Raw genomic sequence first — 20897 nt, 5'->3', positions numbered from 1 at the left:
GGGCCAGATTATCTCCGAGTCTCATCGACTACCGTCTGCCGGAGCCTCTCTGAGCCGACCTCACCGCGGCAGCGCTGGCAAGAATTACCAGTCCGATGCCCACTATTTTTGGAACATCAAGGGCCTGCCCCAGGATGACCCACCCCACGAGTGCCGCTATCGCGGGAGCGAGACTGACCAGAATGGCGAACGTCTCCGCGGCGAGTAATCGCAACGACGCGAGCTCCAGCGCATAAGGCACCGCCGAGGACATCACGGCGATCAGTGCGCCGATCAGCAGGACCCACGGGTCCAGGAGGTCCACGCCGCCGCTGGCCACGCCGAAGGGCGCGGCCAGTAAGGCTCCCACCACCATGGCGAGCGCGAGACCTTGGGTCCCAGGAAACTCCCGCCCAGCTTGTCGAGACATCAAGATGTACAGCGTCCACATGCTCGCGGCCGCCAGCGCGAATGCCACCCCTACCGGGTCCAGACCGTCGGTGCTGGGTCCGACCCCGCTGAGCAGAAGAACCCCTGCGAGGGCGAGACCGGCCCACAGCAAACCACTCAGCTTCCGTGACAACACGACCGACAGGACCAGCGGCCCGAGCAGTTCGATGGTCACCGCGACGCCCAGCGGCAACCGGGCAATGGCCTGATAGATGCACATGTTCATGGCGCCGAGACTCAGCCCGAACCCCAGGATGACCGGCAGGTTCTTGCTGGTGATCGACCGAATCGAGGGGCGGAACACAACCCACAGGAGCAGGGATGAGATGAGCAATCGCAGGAAGACTGCGCCCTGAGCACCCACTCGGTCAAAGATTTGATAGGCAATGGCCGCACCGGTTTGGGTCACGAGCGCGGCCGCAACAACTAGGGTGACTCCGGCTGCGGGGGACCCCGGCGCCGTCGGCGGGTGGGAATGAGACGAGCGGTTGGTCACCCCACCGAATGTACGCGGTCCCCAGCGTTGACCGCACCCGGATCGTGCGCCCCCGTGCCTTCGATCCTCAGGATTATGTGGGCTGGCGTTGCGCGCTGCGATCGCCGCGGGCCGCACGACTGGACCGCACTCGTCCCACCGCCCAGATGATCAGCACAGCCGCGGCCAGGACGGCTGCTGCGATACCGACGGGTTGCGAAGCCGGTTCGTCGGTGAGCCGACCCACGCTGATCCATGCCAGGGCCCACGCGATACCGGCGGCCACCGCGAACCGGGGTCCGAATGCGGCCACGTAGACGGCGGACAGCCCAACCGCTACGGCCAGCACGGCAATGGCGATCCATTCGTCGGTGGATCCGCCGGAGCCCCAGCCCATTGCGGATCCCGCGGCGGCGATATTGGCGCACGTGGCCGCGGTGACCCAACCGAGGTACAGGCCAAAGGTGCCGTCCACGACAAGCTTGCCGAGCGGCGTCGTGCCCGGATTCTCACGCAACCGCTTGACCAGGAGGCCAAGCGTGACGGCGAGCGCCACGATGACCAGGACGCTGACCCAGATCCAGTCAACCTGGGTGACCAGCAACCACGCGGCGTTGAGGATCATGGTGATACCCGCGAGCCAGCCGATCCGGCGTTCGCGTGCGGTGGTGGCAGCCCGAGGCAGCCACTGCCACACGGTGTACGCGAAGAGTCCGAGGTAGATCACAGACCAGATCGAGAATGCCGTTCCGAGCGGGGCGATGAGGGTGGCGTCCGCGGAGAGCGCGCCACCGGAGGACTCCGCAACCCGTGTGCCGATCACCCCCGTTCCCACGAGCGTGCCGACAATGCAGAAGATTTCGGCGGCGGTAACGACTAACCGGCGGGCCAGGTCGGTCCCCATGACTCTCCTTCGGATAGCGTCCGATCACGGTAACGAAGAAACCATCGGACAACTGATTAACAGGCCTCGGTGACGTGGGTTCATACCCTCAGCCGAAAACCACGCGCGGGCGGGACGCACTCGCGAGGCGAGCCCGGGCTACCCCCGTTCGGACAGCAAGAACGTCCGCAGCGCGTTGATGACTTCCTGCGGGCGGTCCGAATGCACCCAGTGACTGGCCCCGCGCACCTTCAGACGAATGGTGCTGGGGAACAACGAGCGCATCACGGGCTCGTCCTCGTCCTTGACGTAGTTGGAGTTCTCACCCGCGATCCACAGCACCCGGCCGGGGAACTGCGCCTTGTGGAGCTCGGTTTCGATGTCGGGGAAACTCATGATGGTTTCCAGCTCCGAGCGCAGCAGGCCCAGGTTGGGCTGCCAGCGCAGGGTACCGCCGTGGTTCTTCAGATTCTGCAGCAGGAACCCGCGCACACCGGCCTCGGGGATGGGGTCCTTGAGGGCAACATCCACGTCCGAGCGGCGTTGAGCGGCCTCGATGTCCACCGCGGCGAGTGCGTCCAGGAGATGGTGGAATTCGCTGCGGCCGGACCCTGATCCCACGGGTGAGATGTCGATGACCACGAGCTTGCGCACCAGTTCCGGGTGGCGCAGGGCGAGCACCATGGCCACCTTGCCGCCCATTGAGTGCCCGACCACGTCCACGGGGCCGTTCGCGGCGAATCCCCTCGCGAGATGCTCCGCCACACGATCGGCAAGTTCCAGGTAGTTGAGTTCCTCGGTCCACTGGGACTGCCCGTGATTCGGCAGGTCCACCAGCAGGCTTCGGAATTCCGGCTGCAGACCCTTGGCGATCATGCTGAAATTTTTGCCCCTGCCGAAGAGGCCATGGAGGAACACGACGCGGTGGTCGCCGTGGCCGGTTTCAACGGAATGAACGGAGGTTGGGTGCGTGTCAGTCACCTGCCCAATCTACTGGTCACGCCACCCCACCGCCCAAGTCCGTTGCAATGCAACGGGTCAGGATCCGGAACCGCGCAGCCGGTCGATGTGCTCCGAAGCTTCCGCTTTGGTCAGGTTCGCGGGCAGTTCCTCGCCGGCGCGCCTGGCCAGGGTGTCCAGATAAGACTTCTGGGATTCGGTCATGGGGTCGTTGCCACTCACCCAGTCCTCCGGATCCTTCTCCAGATCGGGGTTCTGGGCGTCGCCTGTTGCACCAATGGTCTCGCCCGTTTCCTCACGGGAGTCAATGGGCTCGTTGCCGAGGTTCTCGTCCGCGTTCTGCGACATGATTTCTCCTTGTTCGGTGTTTTGCAGTCGACTGGGAGTCCAACACAGCACGCTATCGATCGCCCAGCTTGCTCTCCAGATTAATCTGGCGCTCCGACACGCACTAGACCTTCTGCCCAGAGCGTGGTCCTGCCGGACGGCGCACCGGTGCCCTAATGCACGACGGTCCTCGCGGTTCCGTCCAGTCGCCGGGTCCAGCCGCGTGCATCCAGATGCTCGAGCAGTGGGATGGCCACGCGCCGGGTGGTCCCCCACGCTTGCCGTGCCTGACTCGTGGTGAACGGTTGCTCCAGCCGCGCCAGCTCGCGCATGGCCAGTGCCGGAGCGTTCGGCAGCACCACGACGCCGTCCGCCAACCGCACCAGCCGCCCCGCTCGTTCCGCGGCCGCCAGTTCACGGGGTCCCAGCCCGAGGTCAGTGAGTTCCTGGGCCTCGGGCACCGCAAAGGGATTCTTGACCAGCTGGGCTTCGACCCGGGCCACAGCGTTTTCGGCCGCGCCCAGTTCCCCGGAACGGCCGGAAACGGTGATGAGACCGCCCCGCTCCTCGAGTTGGGCCTCCCTGATGACCGTTGCCAGCAATTCCGGCCCGGGCAGAGCAAGTGCATCGATGGCCGCGCCCCGGGTCATGCCGGGGCTCAATGGATCCCGCTCGTGCAGCCGCTTCACGGCGCTGCGCAGTTTCTCCGCCCAGCCTGTGAGCACCGGGCGATGGATCCACCAGCGCCCCACCTTGGTGATGTCTTCACCGGGCGAAGGCTCTGCGCCCCCCGAGTCCACAAGTCCCAACCTGTGCAACCACGCGATGCGCACCGCTCCGCGGTGTTTTGTCTCAGCCACGGGATCCCCGGTCTCGGGAAGGGTGGCCAGCCATTGGGTGTGCCGTGCGCTGTCGCCGCGCCGGTTGAGTTCGGGCGGGTCCACATCGAGCACACGTGCCCCGCCCAACAGCACGCGGGCCTCGGGATAGCGCATTACCAACCGGTCCCCCGGGATCAGCGCCAGCTCGTGGGACAGCTGCACACGCGCGTGATCGTCGTCAAAGGGTCGTAAGCGCGCCGGGACCGAGGCGGACCCCGCGTGGACCATGATTTCCGCCGGTGCGTCCTCGAACGAGATCCCGGACATCCGGCGCACATCCAGTTCACCCGTGGTCGGCCACGCGTCCGGTGTCAGGAGCGCATCACCGCGATGAACGTCCTCCGCAGAAATGCCCCGCATATTAATGGCCACCCGGTTGGTCGCCCCAATGGCCTGCACCGAGCGATTATGACTCTGCACTGAACGTACCGTGACCGGGCGAACACGATCCTGACCGAGCAAGCTCAGCTTGTCCCCCACGCGAACCGTTCCGGCGGTCAGGGTTCCCGTGACCACGGTGCCCGCCCCGGACACCGAGAACGCCCGATCCACCCAGAGCCGCAACCGCTCCGCGGGGTCCGGCAGGGGAACGTCCTGCAGAACGCCGTCCAGCGCCGCGCGAAATTCATTCAAACCCGTCCCGTTCTGGGCGGACACGGCCACTACCGGGGCATTGCGAAGGCCGGTTCCGGACAACTCGCCCCTGACCTGTTCCGTCACGGCCTCCACCCGCTCGGGCGCCCGATCCGCTTTCGTCAGGACGATCAGCCCGCGCTCAATACCCAACGCCGCCAATGCGTCACGGTGATCGCTGGACTGGGCCTGCCAGCCTTCGTCGACGGCGACCACGAAACAGACCACGGGTGCCGGCCCGAGCCCCGCGAGCATGTTGCCGAGGAATCGTTCGTGGCCGGGGACATCCACGAAGGCCACGTTGTTCCCGGACGGCAGATCCGTCCAGGCGAATCCCAGATCAATGGTGAGCCCGCGTTGTTTTTCCTCGGCCCAGCGATCCGGTTCCATTCCGGTCAGGGCTCGCACCAGGGTTGACTTACCGTGATCCACGTGGCCCGCGGTCGCGACAACGTACATCAGTCCAGCGCTCCCAACGCGACGCGTGCGGCGGCGACGACGCGTTCGTCGTCGGCCTCGGGAATGCAGCGCAGGTCGATCAGGCACGCGCCGTCGTGGACGCGCGGCAACACGGCGGGTTGGCCGAGTCGCAGCAACCGCGCCGCTTGCTCCGGCAGGCGGACCGCCCACCCCGACAGTGGCACCCCTGGCGCTCCCCCGCCGCCCACGCGGCCGTCGTGGGGCACCACGGGCATTGCCAGGTCGTCACCGAGTTTCTCGGCTCGCGCGCGCAATTGCTCAGGATCTGCGTGGAGCGCCCGCTGTACCGGAGTCTCCCCGGACACCAACGTTGCCTCGAGTGCGGCGAGGGTCAGCTTGTCGGCACGAACCGCCCGTGCCAGCGGGTGTGTGGCCAGGCGCTGTATGACGCGCGCGCGGCCCAGCAGAATTCCCGCCTGGGTACCGCCGAGCAGTTTGTCACCGCTGGCGATGACGACGTCCGCGCCGGCCTCGAGCGCTTCGCTCAGGCTGGGTTCTTCCGGCAGGGTTGGATCGGGGGCCAGCAGACCGCTGCCGACATCCATGATGAGGGGCAGGTCATGCTCGTCCGCGAGCGCGCGCAAGTCCCGCAGGGGGACGTCCGACGTGAATCCAGTGACCCTGAAGTTGCTCGGGTGGACCTTGAGCAGAGCGGCGATGTGCGGCCCGACCGCGTCCGCGTAATCGGCGACATGGGTGCGGTTGGTGGTGCCGACTTCCCGCAAACGAGTTCCCGTGGATTCCATCAGATCCGGCAACCGGAAGCCGGCGCCGATTTCCACGAGTTCTCCGCGGCTCACAATGATTTCGCGGTCGCGCGCCAACGCCGTGGTGGCCAGCACGAGGGCGGCCGCACCGTTGTTGACGACCAGGGCGTCTTCGGCCGCGGGGCAAGCGGCCAGGAGCGCTTCACGCGTGGCCACCCCGCGTTTGGAGCGTTGCCCCGTGATCAGATCCAGTTCGACATCCACATACCCGCTCGCATCCAACAACGCCTCACGTGCCGCGACCGACAACGGCGCCCTGCCGAGGTTCGTGTGGATGACCACGCCGGTCGCGTTCAGCACGGGGGTCAGGGAGGTGGCCCGCCGTCCGGCCAGAGTTGCGATCACCGCGTCCCGCACGTCTTCCGGTGCGATCTCCGTCAGGCGGGCCCGTTCCTGAGCTCGCGTTATGGCGGAGCGAATCACGTGTTCGCTCAGCCTGGCTCGAGCGGCGTGAACTTCCGGCAGCGCCAGGAGCTGATCCGTGCTGGGAATCTGTGAACGGGGGTCTGCTCCGGTCACTGTGACTCCTTGAACGTCTCGGGTGCCTGGGGTGAGCAGCCGCCGCCTTCGGAGCGATCCGAGGGGCGCGGCGACATGTGGCGGAAGCGGACGGGAATCGAACCCGCCAAACCGAGATGCTCGGTTTCACCGGTTTTGAAGACCGGGGAGCCCACCAGGACTCAGACGCCTCCGTATCGAACCTATCACCGCCCGCACGACTGGTCTCCCTAGACTGGAGACATGGCTCCTTCACAGTTCCCGTCCACTGATCTTCGCCTCACCGGCTACGCCCACGGCGGCGGCTGCGCCTGCAAGATCCCGCCGGGAGAGCTTGAGCAGGCCGTCCGCGGCCTCACGGGGCAGACGGCGCCCAACGTTCTGGTCGGCCTGGACGACGGCGACGACGCCGCTGCGGTCCTGGTCCGCGAGGACCTCGCCGTGTTGTCCACCGCAGACTTCTTCACCCCCGTGGTCGACAGCGCCTACGACTGGGGTCGGATTGCCGCGGCCAACGCCCTCTCCGATGTCTACGCCATGGGTGGCCACCCGATCGTCGCGATCAACCTGGTCGGTTGGCCCCGCGACGTACTGCCGATGGAGCTGATGTCCGAGGTCCTGCAGGGCGGCCTGGACATTGCATCCGAGGCAGGGTGCCCGGTGATTGGAGGTCACTCCATCGATGACCCCGAACCCAAGTACGGCATGGCCGTGACCGGCACGGCGGACCCCACCAAATTACTCCGCAACGACGCAGCCCAGGCAGGGCTGCCCATCACGCTCACCAAACCATTGGGCGTGGGATTACTCAACAACCGCCACAAACAGACCGGCGAGGTCTTCGAGGAAGCCATCGCCACCATGACCCAGCTCAACCGGGACGCGTCCCACGCCGCCGTAGCCGCGGGACTGAAGGCGGCCACGGACGTCACCGGTTTCGGGCTGCTCGGCCACCTCTACAAAATGGCCCGTGCCTCCGGGGTGGGTGCGGTCATCGACCGCAGCGCGGTACCCATGGTCTCCGGCGCGGCGGAAGCGCTGCGGGACGGATTCGTCTCCGGCGGCACCCGTCGCAACTTGGACTGGGTGCGCCCCCACCTGACGGCTGACTCCGGACTCTCGGAGGAGGACCTCCTGTTCCTCGCTGATGCCCAGACGTCCGGCGGGCTCCTCGTGGTGGGCGAGCTGCCCGGGTGCCCCGTGATCGGTGAGACCGTGGCCCTGCCCGAACACGACGAAGAGCTGGTTCGGGTCCGCTAATCAGCCGGCTGTGGTGATCGAATCGTCCACGATGCCCGCGGCCCGGCGTTTTGCCAACCGATTGCGCTGCGGTTCCACCGTGTACTTGGGGTCCTTCACGGAGTCCTTGCCCGCCTGGAACACTCCGAAACGGGTGAGCGCGGAGGAAGCCATTAACGCGGCGCCCGAGAGCGCGGCGGCCCAGCGGCGTCGTCCGCCGAGGATCGTACCCGCGGCACCGGCCAGGCTCAGCCGTTCGCTCCACGTGAGCCACGTACCCGGGCGGCCCTGCTCAAGAGGTTCGACGACCACGGGGTCCATGCGCTGCTTCATCAGGTGCATGGCCGCGAATTCACCCGCCACACCGACGAGGGCAAAGGTCCGCGCGGGCGCGGTCTCCGTGACCGGCGTGGTCAACATGGCGAGGCCGCCGGCGGCCAACGACGCCGAACTCACGAACACGAACGGAAGGTCCTTGTGCATCGCGTTCCACGTGGGCACCGCGGTATCACTGAGCAGCACGGCGGTGTAGGCAGCCAACGGTGCGCCCGTGACCGCGGCGCCGGCCGCGGCGGGCCGTTCGATAAGGCGCAGGACGCGACGCAGCGGCCCCAAGGGCAATTTCGCGTGGGTCACCCGATCCACTTCGGCGGCCGCGGCAAAACCCGCGTGAGTGGCGTAGTAGGCAAGCAGCCATGAACCCAGACTCATGGGAGAAGTGGGCTTGATGGTGCGCATCATGTTCAGGAACCGCTCGGGACGGCCCAGGTCACTCACCAGGGCGAGCGTGCCCAGGCTCGCCGCGGCGAGGGCGGACAGTCGCATGTTGCGCCTCAGCAGTGGCCGGCCGGTTAGTTCCGCGCCGAAGGCCAGGATCGAGGAGCCGCCCGCCAGCCCGCCCAGGAACAGGTACGCGCCGATTTGCGCCTCCCACGGCGGTGCCTTGACGATGGGACGCCCGTAATAGGACGTGAACTCCGGTTCGGGCACCATGGGCATTTCGCGGGACCCGTCGCCGCCTCTGCGGAAAGCGGATCCGGATGCCCTGCGGCGCCCTTTCCCCTTACGCTTACGGCGCGGCTCTTCGGGTGGGCGGTAGTTGTCGTATTCGGAGACGCTCATCGGCGGCCACCCGAGGCGAAAGCGACGGCGCCCACGGCCAACATGCCGGCAACGGCCATGCCCGCGCGCTTGAACATGTACGGGAGATCGGCGGTGGGAACGCGCGGGTCCGGTGGCAAACCGTAGGTCTCCGGTTCGTCCAGGAGCAGGAACACGGAACCGGTACCGCCCACTCCGTCATTGGGGTTGGCTCCGTAGAGGCGAGCCTCGGTCTTGCCCTGCTCGTGCAGCTGGGCCACTCGTTCCCGCGCCGTAGCGGCCATGGAGTCATGGTCGCCGTACTTTATGGACGTGGTGGGGCAGGCCTGAGCACACGCGGGCGTCTGATCGTTCTTCATGCGGTCGTAGCACAGCGTGCACTTCTGGGCGACGCCGTGCTGCGGAACCTTGACGGAGTCCGGCACGGGCGGGGAATCACGCTGATTCTTGGGTTCGAACACACCATCGCTGCGACGCTCGATCACTCCGAACGGGCAGCCTGCCACGCAGGTGCCGCAGCCGTTGCAGACGTCGTCCTGGACCACCACGGTGCCGTACTCGGTGCGGAACAGCGCGCCCGTGGGGCACACGTCCAAGCAACCGGCGTGGGTGCAGTGCTTGCACACGTCCGATGACATGAGCCAGCGGAAATCCGGGGTGTCCGGATGCACGGACGCGGCCACGGGTGACTCAGGTCCCTGGCCATCGGAAGAGTCTGCGGAGTCTTCCGGCGAGGGCGAACTGCCGCAACCGCACCCGCCGCCACCGGAACCGCACCCGGCCGGAGCGGCTTGCGTCACGGGGATGGTGCCCTGCGACGTCGTCTTCGATGATGCTGCACCCTCGGGCGGGCCGACCCGAGGCATGCCCAGATCCACCAGCGCGCGGCCGGACTCACGGGCACGATCGATTTGCTCCGCGCCCTGTTCGATGAACGCCACGTGCCGCCACGTATTGGCACCCAGGGCACCGGTGTTGTCGTAGGAGGAACCCAGCAGCTCATAGTCCGAGTCCACCGGATTACGGTTCCACTCCTTGCACGCGACCTCGCACGCCTTGCATCCGATGCAGATGGAGGTGTCCGTGAAGAATCCCTTGCGGGGGTGCGGGTGGTCGTAGTGGGCGTCCGCGGTCGGATTGGCGGCTGGATCTGCGGTCATTGAGAACCATCCTCTGTCTGCTCGGCGGTAAGTTCCCGCTGGGGATCGGTGACCTTCGTGTTACTGGTGGACGGTGTCAGCCCCGCGCGTTCTTGGTATTCCGAAACCAGTTCAAGTACCTCGGGTCCGCGGGGCCTGCGGCCGGGGCGGATATCGCACGTGCCGACCTTGGACTCCTGGATGTGCACGTTGGGATCCAGGGTGATTCCCAGCAGGTCGTTAGCGGCGTCTCCGGTCACCACGGCATCCCCGCCCTGCCCCCAGTGGTACGGCAGCCCGATCTGGTGGACGGTGCGCCCCCCGATGTCCAGGGGTGTCATGCGGTCCGTGACCAACACCTTGGCCTCGATCGCGGAACGCGGGGAGACGATGGTGGCCCAGCCGTACGGTTCCAGCCCACATTCGGCCGCCAGTTCCGGGGAAACCTCGCAGAACATCTCCGGTTGCAGTTCGGAGAGGTAGGGCAACCAGCGGCTCATGCCACCGGCCGTGTGCTGCTCGGTCAGCCGGTACGTGGTGAACATGTAGGGGTAGACCTCGGCCTGCGGGGTTCCCGGCTCCGGCGCGGAGAGGTTGCCCGGGTGAGGGAACAGCTCCCGGGCGGGATTTTGCTGCTGCGCGTACAACGGGTTGACCACGGGGGACTCCTGCGGTTCGTAATGGGTGGGTAGGGGCCCATCCACCATCCCGCGCGGCGCGAACAACCAACCTTTGCCATCGGCCTGCATGATGAAGGGGTCATCGCCGCTCAGTGCCGCCGCCCCGCCGAGATCCGGGTCCGGCCGGGCGGCCGGGTCCTTGTCCACGGGGAAGTCCGGGACGTCCGGACCGGTCCAGCGTTCACGCTGCGCGTCCCACCAAATCAGTTTCTTCCGCTCGCTCCACGGCTTGCCCTCGGGGTCCGCGGAAGCACGGTTGTAGAGGATCCGGCGGTTGGCCGGCCATGCCCAGCCCCACTCCGAGGCGATCTCGTCCTGCTCCCGCCCCGGCTTCCGGTCCGCGGCGTGGTTCTGCCCATCCGCGTAGACCCCGGTGTAGATCCAGCACCCGCCGTCCGTGGAGCCATCAGCCTTCATCTGGGTGTAGCTGGACAGCGGCTTACCCTTGTCCGGGCCGGTCAGATGTCTGCCGTTGATCTCGGCAAGCACTGCCCGCGGATCCGGTTCGCCTTCCGGCAGCAGGGGGTAATCCCACGTGAGCTCCTGGAGGGGCCGGTCCCGTTCGTCCTGGGAGTCGGCCAGCTTGGCCCGCAGCCGCTTGCCCAGCTCGAAGAAGAACTGCAGCTCGCTCTGGCAGTCTCCCGGCGGGGTGACGGCCTGGTGCCGCCATTGCAGCAACCGTTGGGTCTGGGTGAAGGTCCCGGCCTTCTCCACGTGGTTGGCCGCGGGGAAGAAGAACACCTCGGTGTCGATATCCTCGGTCCGCAACTCGCCGGTGGCGATCTCCGGGCCATCCTTCCACCACGTGGCGGATTCAATGAGGTTGAAGTCCCGCACCACCAGCCACTTCAGGTGGGACATCCCCAGCCGCTGCAACCGCCCGTTGGCCGAGCCGATCGCCGGGTTCTGGCCCAGGACGAAGTAACCCTCGACCTCGTCCTTGAGCATTGCCATCACGGTCTGGTACGTACCGTGGGGGCCGTTGAGCCGTGGCATGTAGTCATAGGCCCAGCCGTTGTCCTCCCGGGCGGCGTCCCCCCACCAGGCCTTGAGCAGGCTCACGGTGTAGGCGTCCGCCTCGGCCCAGAAGCCCTTCTGCTTCTTGACCGCGATGGCATCCACGTACTCGTCGAAGGACTCCTTGTCCACCGAGGGCATGGGCAGGTAGCCCGGCAAGAGGTTGAACAGTGTGGGAATGTCCGTGGAGCCCTGGATGCTCGCGTGACCGCGCAGTGCCATGATCCCGCCGCCCGGCCGTCCCACGTTGCCCAGCAGCAACTGCAGCACCGCCGCGGTGCGGATGAACTGCGCACCCAGGGTGTGGTGGGTCCAGCCCACCGCGTAAGCGAAGCACGTGGTGCGTTCCCGCCCCGAGTTCTCCGTGACCGCTCTGGCCAGGTAGTCGAAGTCCTCCAGAGAGATCCCGCACGTGTCCCGCACCATCTCCGGGGTGTAGCGGGCGTAATGGCGTTTGAGGATCTGCAGAACCGTGTTGGGGTCCTGCAGTGACTCGTCCCGGTCGGGATGATTGGTGTTCAGCGGCGGGCCGCCGCTGCCGTGCTCGTCGCCGCCGGCGCGTCCGCTCTTCTGATCGCCGTGCTCGTCTTCGCCGGAATCCTGGGCGCCCTCGTCCTCGTACCCGGGAGCGGTGCGGTAGCTCCAGGAGGTGTGCTCATAGGTCCCGCTGTCCGGGTCATAACCGGAGAACAGTCCCTCCAGGTCTTCGGGATCCCGGTAGTCGTCGTTGATGATCGTGGCCGCGTTGGTGTACGCCAGCACGTACTCGTGGAACCACAGGTCATGGGTGAGCACATAATTGATCAACCCGCCCAGCAGCGCGATGTCGGAGCCCACCCGGATGGGGAGATGCTTGTCGGACACCGCTGTGGTGCGCGTGAACCGCGGGTCGACGTGGATGATCTTGGCGCCGCGCGCCTTGGCCTCAGTGACCCATTGGAATCCCACGGGGTGGCATTCGGCCATGTTGGAGCCCTGAATGACGATGCAATCCGCGTTGGCCATGTCCTGCAGGGACTGGGTGGCGCCGCCGCGCCCGAACGAGGTTCCCAAACTGGGAACCGTGGCGGAGTGTCAAATGCGGGCCTGATTTTCGATCTGAACCGCACCCGCCGCCGTGAACAGTTTCTTGATCAGGTAGTTCTCTTCATTGTCCAGGGTCGCCCCGCCCAGTGCCGCGATGCCCATGGTGCGGCGCAGGAGCCTGCCCTGCTCATCCGTGTCCTGCCACGTACGGCGGCGGGACTCCAGGAAGCGGTCCACCACCATATCCACTGCGGCATTAAGGTCCAGCTGCTGCCACTCGGTGGCCCGCGGTGCCCGGTACAGCACACGGGTCTGCCGACCCGGCGAGTTGACCAGTTGCTCGCTCGCCGAGCCCTTGGGGCACAAGCGGCCGCGCGAAATGGGTGAATCCGGATCGCCCTCGATCTGGATGACCTTCTCGTCCTTGACGTACACCTTTTGTCCGCAGCCCACGGCGCAGTACGGGCACACGCTCTGCACCACACGGTCCGCCGTTTCGGTGCGCGAGGTGATGTCCCGGGTGTGTTGAGACACCGCAGCCGAGCTGCGGCCCGTGGAGTCCGCGGTGCGGAACTGCCGGAAGACTGGCCATTCCAGTGGGCTGAATCGCGACATGGGTCCAGGCTAGTCCACGTCGGGATCGGTGGGCAGCTCTTGATCTGCCGTGTCGATCCGGTTGTTCAGCTCCAGTTCGTCCACGTCATTGAGCGGGTCCTCATCGGCGCCCCACTGAGCGTCGTCCTCTTCCCACGCGGAATCCTCGTCACCGGTGGTGCCGATGAATTCGTCCTCGCGCAGGGGTTCCCGGGCGGCGTCCGGGTTGTCGATGGGGTTGGGGTCGGGAATGGGCTCAGTCATGAGGGGTTCCTTTCTCGCTGCGAGCTCGGTCACGTCGACCGGCCCGTAGGGCGATCATAGTACTTACTATTGGTCGTCAGCTGGTGCCGAGAAGGACCACATCACGCCAAAACGGTCGAACACCGTTCCGCCGACGGCGCCACGGTGTGCGTGCCCGTTCAGATCAACGGCCACGGGAACCTCCTCCCGGTGGGATCCGCAGGCAGCCGTCCCACGAGCCCCAGGACCCTCACGCGTTCCCGGATGGCCTGGACCTCCCCGGCGGTCAGCAGGTCCGCCACATCGGACGGGACCTGGTGTTCAAGGGGGCCGATGTCCTTCAGCAAGGACTCCGCAATGGGTTCCCGGGCGAAATCCCAGATGACCGTTCGCAGTTTGAACGGCTCGGCAAAACATAACCCGTGGTCGATGCCCCAGATGCGCCCGTCGAGACCCCGCAGGACGTGGCCGGCCTTACGGTCGGTGTTGTTGGCCAGCACATCGAAGACCGCCATGCGTTTGAGGTCCTCGTGGGAGTCCGGGGAATCCGTGTAGAGGGTGAAATAGTGCTGCGCCAAGTCCGTTTCAATGAACCGCTGTAACGAGCCGATACCGTACGGTCCATCCTCACGAATGATGGTGAGTGGCACGATCCCCCAGCCCAGCGACTCACTCAACAGATACGCCGCACGTTCACGCCGGTAGAGGCCCGGTTCGAAGTCGTACAGCGGCCGCTCCCCCAACTCGGGCTTGTAAATGGCCCAGCATTGATCATCCCCGTGGGTCAATTCGACCAGAAAGGTTTCGTTGCTGCTCGCCACGAGCTGCCCGAGGATTTCGATATCACCGAGCTCCAGGAGTTCACGCGTGCGCTGATCATCCATGATGACCCCTTACTGCGCCGTCAACGTGGCCAGGGAATCCTGCGTGGAATTGACGGTCAGCACCACGGGGTCCTGGCCCTGCGGGTAGGCGATCGCGGACACCGAGCATGGTCCCACGCTGAGGCGCTGGAACTTGTCCAGTGGTGTTCCCATGGCGTGTGCCAGCACGGCCCGGATGGGGTCCGCGTGAGAAAAACACACCATGGTGCCACCGGGATGAGCGGCGCGGATGCGAGCGAGCGCATCGACCATCCGCTCCAGCATGTCCTGGAAACCTTCTCCCCCCGGAAAGGTGAAGCTCGCGGGCTCGTGTTGCACGGTCTGCCATTCGGGCATGCGTGCCAGGTCGGCCAGGTTCTCACCTGCCCAGTCCCCGACGTCCAGTTCCAGCAGCCCATGCTCCTCCAGCACCGGCAGACCGGTCGCGTCCGCAGTTGCCTGCGCGGTCTCCCGTGTGCGTTCCAACGGGGATGAGTACAGCGCGGTCAACGCCAGGTCGGTCAGTCGCGTCGCCACGCGCGTCGCCTGCTCGCGTCCGGTGTCGGACAGGTGCAACCCCGGAGTGCGGCCGGGCAGGACGTGCCCGGTGGTGGGTGTCTGGCCATGTCGGACCAGGAGCAGTGTGGTGGTTTCGGGACTCACATCGCCCAGCCTAGGTGGCCGAAACCTTCCCGTCACGGCCCGCCGGTTCCACGACCGTCACGCGACGTCATCACCCTTTTCAGGGGTCGACGCCGTCCGCCCCCGGGCGTAGCGTGGCTTGCGTGAGCGTTCAGCCTGAGATCCGCACCGTAGGTGACTTGCGCGCCGCAGGTCACGTCCTGAAAACCCTGCGCGAAGAAATTCGCGACAACCTCCTGGCCGCGCTGGCGGCCGGGGAGAATCCGTGGTCGGGCCTGCACGGCTTTGACCGCACGGTCATCCCGCAGCTCGAGCGAGCCCTGATTGCCGGTCATGACATCGTGCTGTTGGGTGAGCGAGGCCAGGGTAAGACCCGTCTACTGCGCACCCTGCCCGGATTGCTCGATGAGTGGAGCCCGGTGATCGAGGGGTCAGAGCTCAACGAGCATCCGTACGATCCCATCACCGCTGAATCCGTGACCCGCGCAGCCCTTGAGGGTGATGCCCTTCCCGTCGTCTGGCGGCACCGCACCGATCGGTACGTGGAGAAGCTGTCCACCCCGGACACCTCCGTGGCCGACCTGATCGGCGACGTGGACCCCATGCGCGTGGCCGAGGGTCGCCGACTGGGTGACCCCGAAACCATCCACTTCGGCCTGGTCCCCCGCGCCAATCGGGGCATCGTGGCGCTGAATGAACTTCCTGACCTGGCTGAACGCATCCAGGTCGCACTGCTCAACGTCATGGAGGAGCGTGACATCCAGATCCGCGGCTACGTGCTGCGCCTGCCCCTGGACGTCCTGGTCGTCGCCTCCGCCAACCCGGAGGACTACACGAACCGCGGTCGGATCATCACCCCGCTCAAGGACCGTTTCGGGGCCGAGATCCGCACCCACTATCCCCTGGAACTTGCGGACGAGATGGCCGTGATTCGCCAGGAGGCCCATCTGACGGCCGAGGTCCCGGAGGTGATCCTGGAAATCCTGGCTCGCTTCACGCGCGCGCTACGCGAGTCGAATGCGGTCAACCAGGCCTCGGGCGTCTCAGCGCGTTTCGCGATCGCCGGCGCGGAAACCATTGCCGCCGCGGCAAGACATCGCGCCACGGTGCGCTCCGGTGAGGACGCCGTGGCGCGCCTCGTGGACGTGGACAGTGCCGTGGACGTGCTGGGCGGCAAGATCGAGTTCGAGTCCGGAGAAGAAGGTCGCGAGGACGAGATCCTGGGGCACCTGCTGCGCACCGCGACCGCAGACGCCGTTCGGGACCATTTCCGAGGGTTGGATTTCGGTCCGCTCGTGGAGGCTTTCGACGGCCAGCGCACCATTACCACAGGTGAACAGGTCACCGCCCAGGAGTTCCTGGACGCCCTGCCCGAACTGGAGGACAGCGACCTGTACGACCAGGTCGCATCCCAGGTGGGCGGGGACACCCCCGGTCACCGTGCCACCGCCATCGAGTTGGCCCTCGAAGGGTTGTTCCTGGTCCGGCAGCTCTCCAAGGAAACCGGTGACGGGGAAACCGTCTACGGATAGAGGCCATCATGCGTAACCGCCACAGGTCCTCCCGGTACGGCCGCTACGCCGGGGGCCCCGATCCCTTGGCACCACCCGTCGATCTCGCCGAAGCGCTCGACGCCGTGGCCGAGGACGTCATGTCCGGGTACTCCCCGGAACAAGCAATGCGAGAGTTCCTGCGCCGGGGCGGACGCAACCAGCGCGGACTGGACGACCTGGCGCGCAAGGTGCACCAGCGACGTCGTGATCTGCTGAGCAAGCATCGCTTGGACGGCACGATCCAGGAGGTCAAGGAGCTGCTGGAGAAGGCGCTGCGCGAGGAACGCAACCAGTTCCTGCGAGACGCTCGCATGGATCCCCTGGACCGGCAGTTCCGCGAAATGCAATTGGACAGCCTGCCCACCTCACCCGCCGCTGCCGTGACCGAACTCGCCGACTACGACTGGCAGTCCGACACCGCCCGGCAGCACTACGAGCAAATCAAGGATCTACTGGGCCGCGAAATGCTCGACCAGCGTTTTGCGGGCATGAAGCAGGCCTTGGAGAACGCGACCGACGAGGACCGACAGGCCGTGGCGGAGATGTTGAGCGACCTCAACGATCTGCTGGACAAGCACGCGCGCGGCGAGGACACGCCGGAAGACTTCGAAGAGTTCATGGCCAAGCACGGGGACCAGTTCCCCGAGAACCCACAGGACGTGGACGAGCTGATCGACGCGCTCGCCCAACGCTCGGCCGCCGCCCAGCGCATGATGCGCTCCATGACCCAGGAGCAACGCGACGAGTTGATGGCGCTGTCCGCGCAGGCCTTCGGCTCGCCCGAGTTGATGTCCCAGCTGGATCGCCTGGACGCGTCCCTGCAGGCCCTGCGCCCCGGAGAGGACTGGACGGGTTCCGAGCAGTTCGACGGCGATCAGGGTCTGGGGCTGGGCGACGGCACCGGGGTGCTCCAAGACCTGGCGGATCTCGATTCCCTGGCCGAACAGCTCTCGCAGTCCTATTCGGGGTCCACGCTGTCGGACCTGGACATCGAGGCGCTCTCGCGCCAGCTCGGCGACGACGCCGCGGTCTCGGCGCGCACCCTGGCCGAACTGGAGAAGGCGATGCAGGACAGCGGCTACCTTCGCCGCGGCACGGACGGGGACCTGAAGTTGTCCCCGCGCGCCATGCGCAAACTCGGTCAGTCCCTGTTGCGCGACGCCGCCGGGCGGATTTCCGGTCGCCAGGGTCGCCGGGACACCCGTCTGGCCGGAGCGGCGGGTGAACAGACCGGGTCCAGCCGAGCCTGGGAATTCGGGGACGTGGAACCGTGGGATGTCACGCGCACCGTCACCAACGCAATCGGCCGCACCGCGGCGGCCGGGCAGGACCCGATGGAGGGGCTGCGCATCCACGTGCAGGACATCGAGGTGCGTGAGACCGAGGCGCGCACGCAGGCGGCCGTGGTGCTGCTCGTGGACACCTCGTTCTCCATGGCACTCAACAACCGCTGGGTGCCCATGAAACGCACCGCACTGGCACTGCATCATTTGCTCTCCACCCGGTTCCGGGGTGATCGGCTGGAGCTGATCACCTTCGGTCGGTACGCCCAGCGGATGGACATCGGTGAGTTGACCTCGCTGCCCGCATGGCACGAACAAGGCACCAATCTGCACCACGGTCTCCTGCTCGCCGGCCGATTCTTTCGTCAGCACCCCAACATGCAACCGGTGCTACTGGTGGTGACCGACGGAGAACCCACCGCCCACTTGATGACCCATGGCGAGGCGTGGTTCTCGTATCCTCCGGATCGCCAAACCCTCATGACCACGGTGACCGAACTGGACAAGGTTACCCGGCAGGGTGCTGAGATCACGTTCTTCAGGCTCGGTGATGACCCGGGCCTGGTGCGCTTCGTGCAGGCCATGGCCCAACGTGCCGGAGGCCGGGTGGTTGCCCCGGATCCGGAGGATCTGGGCGCCGCGGTGGTCGGCGAATTCCTGCGGAACCGGTACGCGGATCCCGTGTGGGACATGAACTGGGACTGACAGTGTCGCAGCCCGCATTCTCATGGAACCTCCAAATTTTCGGTACTCAACCGTCAGGGGTAGTCCCTTGTCCCCGGTCGATTTGCATGGAACAGTGAGCTGCACCACGGCGCCACACTGTGGCGTCCTGTCGCCCGACAAGTAACCAGGAGGTCACCGTGAACCTGTCTTGGCTCATGCCCGTGCTCGAGACCGATGGACCGTTCCTGTCGATCTACATCGACTCCACTCGAACCGATCCCAGCTCCGCTTCGGGGCTGTCCACCCGATGGGGACATTTCCGTTCGAAACTTGCAGAGGACGGTGCCCCGGACGAGATCCTCGAGGAGATCGAGACCACGCTTTTGGAGCCCTCACCCGTGGGCGGGCGGCATGGCCGCGCCATTCTGGCGACCGGATCAGCCATTCTGGTCGACCGAGTGTTACCGGCGCCCCCGCGCGAGGATTCTGCCCACTGGGGCGCTGAGCCGGTCCTGGTACCTCTGCTGCAGCTGATTCCGCAGGCTGTTCGGCAATTGCTCGTGGAGGTAGACCGTTCCGGCGCGGATCTGCATCTCCGCGCTCCCGAAAATCCCAAGATTACTAAGAATGACAACGGTTTGGGTGAGGACGCCTCCGTGGACGGGGGCCACGATGAACTGCACAAAACCAGCGTGGGCGGTGGTTCCCAACATGGTTGGCGCTCCAGTAACCAGGAAGCTCGCGTGGAAGATTCTTGGGAACGCAATGCGGAGGCGGTGGCCGCAAAGGTCGACTCAATTGTCCGGGAGCGCCAACTGGACATGCTGTTGTTGACCGGTGACGTCCGGGCGCAGTCGTTGTTGAAGGACGAACTCGGCAAGGAGGCGCTGGCCATCTTGAAGGAGGTCCCGGGAGGCACGCGCGGGCAGAGCCTTGATCGTGCATCGTTCCGCGAAGAATTGGCCCGCGTGACCGAAGGGTTCATCGCGGAGCGGCAACGGCAACTGGCGGATACGTTCACCGAGAACCAGAGTCGCGGTGGCGAATCCGTGGCCGGCGCGGCCGAGGTCGCCGGGGCCTTGCAGCGCGGTCAGGTGTCAGAGCTCATCCTGACGATCGGTGGCGAGCCGGACAACGCTGAAGAACTCGCCCGGCAGGCTCTTGCAACCGATGCCGAGATCTCCACCCTGGGTGAGGAGTACGTGAGTCTGCCGGAGGGTGTGGGTGCGCTGTTGCGATGGCGGGACGAGGCAACGCCGTCGAACAGTCTCTCGAGCATGTCCGGGGACCACGGCCGCGAGACCGCGGCAGATCCGGACCGTGATCAATCACCCCACGAGCGCGAGGAAGAGTCGATCCACCAATGACCGCGACCGGTTCCCGGGCTCCAGCGCCCGGGAACCGGTCAAGACCGTAAGCCCCGAAGACGACGGGGCATGGACCGGCGGGGTTGCCGTGTTCACCCCTGCCGCGCGGGTTCCCGGGTGACCTTGCGGGTTGCGGGGTGACAGGGGAAGCTCAGCTGCGTTGCCGTCCTGCGTGGCTACTGTTGATCCTCCGGGTACCGATCCTATGCACGAGGGCTCACTCCCGCCCGCTGCCGCCGTTTGGGGCCGTGTCCAGTACTGCTTCGATCTGACATGTCGCTGCTCCCCCGTTTGGTTGGAGGGAACACCATGTCGGTGCGGCCTCCTACAATTGGGACCATGACCCGCATCACCACTGGTCTGACGGTGGAGCAGTGGACATCGGTCTTCGACCTCGCGGCCGCTCAGGCGCCCACCCTCAACGTCGGCGATCTCGCGGCTCACGCCGGGTACAGTCCCTTCCACTTCTCCCGGGTGTTCAGCGCACACGTGGGTATCGGGCCCGGCCAGTACCTCACCGCGCTGCGGATCGATGCTGCGAAGCGTCTGCTGCTGTCGGATCGGGATCCCGTAATCGACATCGCCACCGCGGTGGGCTTCGACTCCCTGTCGAGCTTCAGCCGGCGCTTCCGTAGTGCCGTGGGGATCACACCGGGACAGTTGCGGCACCTGGCGGACGTGATAGGTGACCGGCAACCCCGTCCGTTCATGGTGCCGGCTCCGGGCCCTGGCACGGCGACCGTGCGGCTCGAGATCCCCATACCTTTCGCCCCACGAGGGGAAGCGTTGATATGGGTGGGCTGGTTCCCACTTCCCGTGCCCATCGGGCTACCCCATGCCGGGGCGTTGGTTTCCGGGGCCACCCGGGTGCGGCTGCCGCTGTGCGAGGGGGCGCCGTACCTGTTGGGGTTCGCGGTGGCAGCGCAGGCCGATCCGCTGGAACAGTTGGTGCCCGCGGCCCCCGTGGTCGCGGCGCACCCGCATCCCATCACCGGCGCGTGCGAGGTCACGCTGCGTTTCGGACCGCAGGGAGCAGCGCGCCGGGTTCCGTTACTGGCGGCGCTCCCCAGCTTGTGTCCGCCCTGACCGTGCCTCGCGGGCACTGCCGCGCGATCTCCCGCGGGCACAGCTGCGCAGGATCGGACAAAGTT

Annotated in this window: 17 protein-coding genes, 1 tRNA gene and 1 pseudogene; 5 read left to right on the top strand and 14 right to left on the bottom strand. The window is 66.4% G+C overall.

Translation table 11 applies throughout. The annotated features are described in order from the left end of the window. Positions 1-28: 28 nt before the first annotated feature. The 7 genes from AC3ENJ_RS08965 to AC3ENJ_RS08935 all read right to left on the bottom strand — a co-directional run bounded on the left by AC3ENJ_RS08965 (position 29) and on the right by AC3ENJ_RS08935 (position 6527). The gene (locus tag AC3ENJ_RS08965; protein WP_308495828.1) at positions 29-838 is read right to left on the bottom strand and encodes an EamA family transporter; all 810 of its coding nucleotides are present in this window, start codon (positions 836-838) and stop codon (positions 29-31) included. A 160-nt stretch (positions 839-998) separates the two neighbouring features. Continuing rightward, the gene (locus AC3ENJ_RS08960) at positions 999-1808 is read right to left on the bottom strand and encodes a TspO-related membrane protein (protein WP_190807003.1); all 810 of its coding nucleotides are present in this window, start codon (positions 1806-1808) and stop codon (positions 999-1001) included. Between the two features lie 138 nt (positions 1809-1946). Beyond that, positions 1947-2705 (bottom strand): alpha/beta fold hydrolase, encoded by a 759-nt coding sequence (locus AC3ENJ_RS08955; RefSeq protein ID WP_308495873.1) that lies wholly within the window; start codon positions 2703-2705, stop codon positions 1947-1949. Positions 2706-2825: 120 nt separating this feature from the next. Continuing rightward, positions 2826-3095 carry a DUF3072 domain-containing protein gene (locus tag AC3ENJ_RS08950; protein WP_190781495.1) on the bottom strand — a complete coding sequence of 90 codons (270 nt, stop codon included), beginning with the start codon at positions 3093-3095 and terminating at the stop codon, positions 2826-2828. Between the two features lie 152 nt (positions 3096-3247). Then, positions 3248-5047 carry a selenocysteine-specific translation elongation factor gene (gene selB / locus AC3ENJ_RS08945; RefSeq protein WP_190807002.1) on the bottom strand — a complete coding sequence of 600 codons (1800 nt, stop codon included), beginning with the start codon at positions 5045-5047 and terminating at the stop codon, positions 3248-3250. Then, positions 5047-6354, bottom strand: a complete 1308-nt coding sequence (gene selA / locus AC3ENJ_RS08940) for an L-seryl-tRNA(Sec) selenium transferase (RefSeq protein WP_431813781.1) — start codon at positions 6352-6354, stop codon at positions 5047-5049. The genes selB and selA overlap by 1 nt, the downstream gene beginning before the upstream one ends. 78 nt (positions 6355-6432) lie before the next feature. Continuing rightward, positions 6433-6527, bottom strand: a tRNA-Sec gene (locus AC3ENJ_RS08935). Positions 6528-6576: 49 nt separating this feature from the next. On the opposite strand from AC3ENJ_RS08935, the gene selD reads away from it, so the two are divergent. Continuing rightward, a complete protein-coding gene (gene selD, locus AC3ENJ_RS08930) occupies positions 6577-7593 on the top strand; it encodes a selenide, water dikinase SelD (RefSeq protein ID WP_431813780.1) in 1017 nt (338 codons plus the stop codon). Here selD and nrfD read toward each other — a convergent pair whose 3' ends face one another. The 7 genes and pseudogenes from nrfD to AC3ENJ_RS08895 all read right to left on the bottom strand — a co-directional run bounded on the left by nrfD (position 7594) and on the right by AC3ENJ_RS08895 (position 14898). After that, the gene (gene nrfD, locus AC3ENJ_RS08925) at positions 7594-8694 is read right to left on the bottom strand and encodes an NrfD/PsrC family molybdoenzyme membrane anchor subunit (protein WP_431813779.1); all 1101 of its coding nucleotides are present in this window, start codon (positions 8692-8694) and stop codon (positions 7594-7596) included. It lies immediately after the preceding gene. After that, positions 8691-9833, bottom strand: a complete 1143-nt coding sequence (locus tag AC3ENJ_RS08920; protein WP_190781490.1) for a 4Fe-4S dicluster domain-containing protein — start codon at positions 9831-9833, stop codon at positions 8691-8693. Before AC3ENJ_RS08920 ends, nrfD begins: the two co-directional genes overlap by 4 nt. Next, a pseudogene (fdh, locus tag AC3ENJ_RS08915) lies at positions 9830-12571 on the bottom strand (formate dehydrogenase); the annotation flags it as partial. The pseudogene fdh and the gene AC3ENJ_RS08920, both read right to left, overlap by 4 nt. Before the next feature lie 12 nt (positions 12572-12583). Further along, complete coding sequence (locus AC3ENJ_RS08910; RefSeq protein ID WP_498957867.1) at positions 12584-13150, bottom strand: hypothetical protein; 567 nt, start codon at positions 13148-13150, stop codon at positions 12584-12586. A gap of 9 nt (positions 13151-13159) precedes the next feature. After that, positions 13160-13393, bottom strand: coding sequence for a hypothetical protein (locus AC3ENJ_RS08905; protein WP_190781487.1), 234 nt, complete (start codon positions 13391-13393; stop codon positions 13160-13162). A 158-nt stretch (positions 13394-13551) separates the two neighbouring features. Continuing rightward, positions 13552-14256 carry an SCO1664 family protein gene (locus AC3ENJ_RS08900; RefSeq protein WP_190781486.1) on the bottom strand — a complete coding sequence of 235 codons (705 nt, stop codon included), beginning with the start codon at positions 14254-14256 and terminating at the stop codon, positions 13552-13554. Between the two features lie 9 nt (positions 14257-14265). Further along, a complete protein-coding gene (locus tag AC3ENJ_RS08895) occupies positions 14266-14898 on the bottom strand; it encodes an MSMEG_4193 family putative phosphomutase (protein WP_190806996.1) in 633 nt (210 codons plus the stop codon). Between the two features lie 122 nt (positions 14899-15020). On the opposite strand from AC3ENJ_RS08895, the gene AC3ENJ_RS08890 reads away from it, so the two are divergent. The 4 genes from AC3ENJ_RS08890 to AC3ENJ_RS08875 all read left to right on the top strand — a co-directional run bounded on the left by AC3ENJ_RS08890 (position 15021) and on the right by AC3ENJ_RS08875 (position 20832). Then, on the top strand, positions 15021-16409 hold the full coding sequence (locus AC3ENJ_RS08890) for a sigma 54-interacting transcriptional regulator (RefSeq protein WP_190781484.1): 1389 nt from the start codon (positions 15021-15023) through the stop codon (positions 16407-16409). An 8-nt stretch (positions 16410-16417) separates the two neighbouring features. Continuing rightward, positions 16418-18418: a vWA domain-containing protein gene (locus AC3ENJ_RS08885; protein WP_190781483.1), complete on the top strand. Its 2001-nt coding sequence runs from the start codon at positions 16418-16420 to the stop codon at positions 18416-18418. 158 nt (positions 18419-18576) lie between these two features. After that, positions 18577-19746: a baeRF2 domain-containing protein gene (locus tag AC3ENJ_RS08880; protein ID WP_431813777.1), complete on the top strand. Its 1170-nt coding sequence runs from the start codon at positions 18577-18579 to the stop codon at positions 19744-19746. 339 nt (positions 19747-20085) lie between these two features. Next, complete coding sequence (locus tag AC3ENJ_RS08875) at positions 20086-20832, top strand: helix-turn-helix domain-containing protein (RefSeq protein ID WP_431813776.1); 747 nt, start codon at positions 20086-20088, stop codon at positions 20830-20832. Positions 20833-20897: the final 65 nt, after the last annotated feature.

The sequence above is a fragment of the Kocuria sp. cx-455 genome (assembly GCF_057707085.1).
This window is presented reverse-complemented; position numbering and strand designations above follow the sequence as displayed.

Excerpts from the sequence above, each read along its gene's own strand:
- AC3ENJ_RS08920 (WP_190781490.1), bottom strand. The coding sequence starts at position 9,833 with ATGACCGCAGATCCAGCCGCCAATCCGACCGCGGACGCCCACTACGAC.
- AC3ENJ_RS08875 (WP_431813776.1), top strand. The coding sequence starts at position 20,086 with ATGACCCGCATCACCACTGGTCTGACGGTGGAGCAGTGGACATCGGTC.
- AC3ENJ_RS08905 (WP_190781487.1), bottom strand. The coding sequence starts at position 13,393 with ATGACTGAGCCCATTCCCGACCCCAACCCCATCGACAACCCGGACGCC.
- AC3ENJ_RS08960 (WP_190807003.1), bottom strand. The coding sequence starts at position 1,808 with ATGGGGACCGACCTGGCCCGCCGGTTAGTCGTTACCGCCGCCGAAATC.
- nrfD (WP_431813779.1), bottom strand. The coding sequence starts at position 8,694 with ATGAGCGTCTCCGAATACGACAACTACCGCCCACCCGAAGAGCCGCGC.
- AC3ENJ_RS08900 (WP_190781486.1), bottom strand. The coding sequence starts at position 14,256 with ATGGATGATCAGCGCACGCGTGAACTCCTGGAGCTCGGTGATATCGAA.
- AC3ENJ_RS08910 (WP_498957867.1), bottom strand. The coding sequence starts at position 13,150 with ATGTCGCGATTCAGCCCACTGGAATGGCCAGTCTTCCGGCAGTTCCGC.
- AC3ENJ_RS08885 (WP_190781483.1), top strand. The coding sequence starts at position 16,418 with ATGCGTAACCGCCACAGGTCCTCCCGGTACGGCCGCTACGCCGGGGGC.
- AC3ENJ_RS08950 (WP_190781495.1), bottom strand. The coding sequence starts at position 3,095 with ATGTCGCAGAACGCGGACGAGAACCTCGGCAACGAGCCCATTGACTCC.
- selB (WP_190807002.1), bottom strand. The coding sequence starts at position 5,047 with ATGTACGTTGTCGCGACCGCGGGCCACGTGGATCACGGTAAGTCAACC.
- selD (WP_431813780.1), top strand. The coding sequence starts at position 6,577 with ATGGCTCCTTCACAGTTCCCGTCCACTGATCTTCGCCTCACCGGCTAC.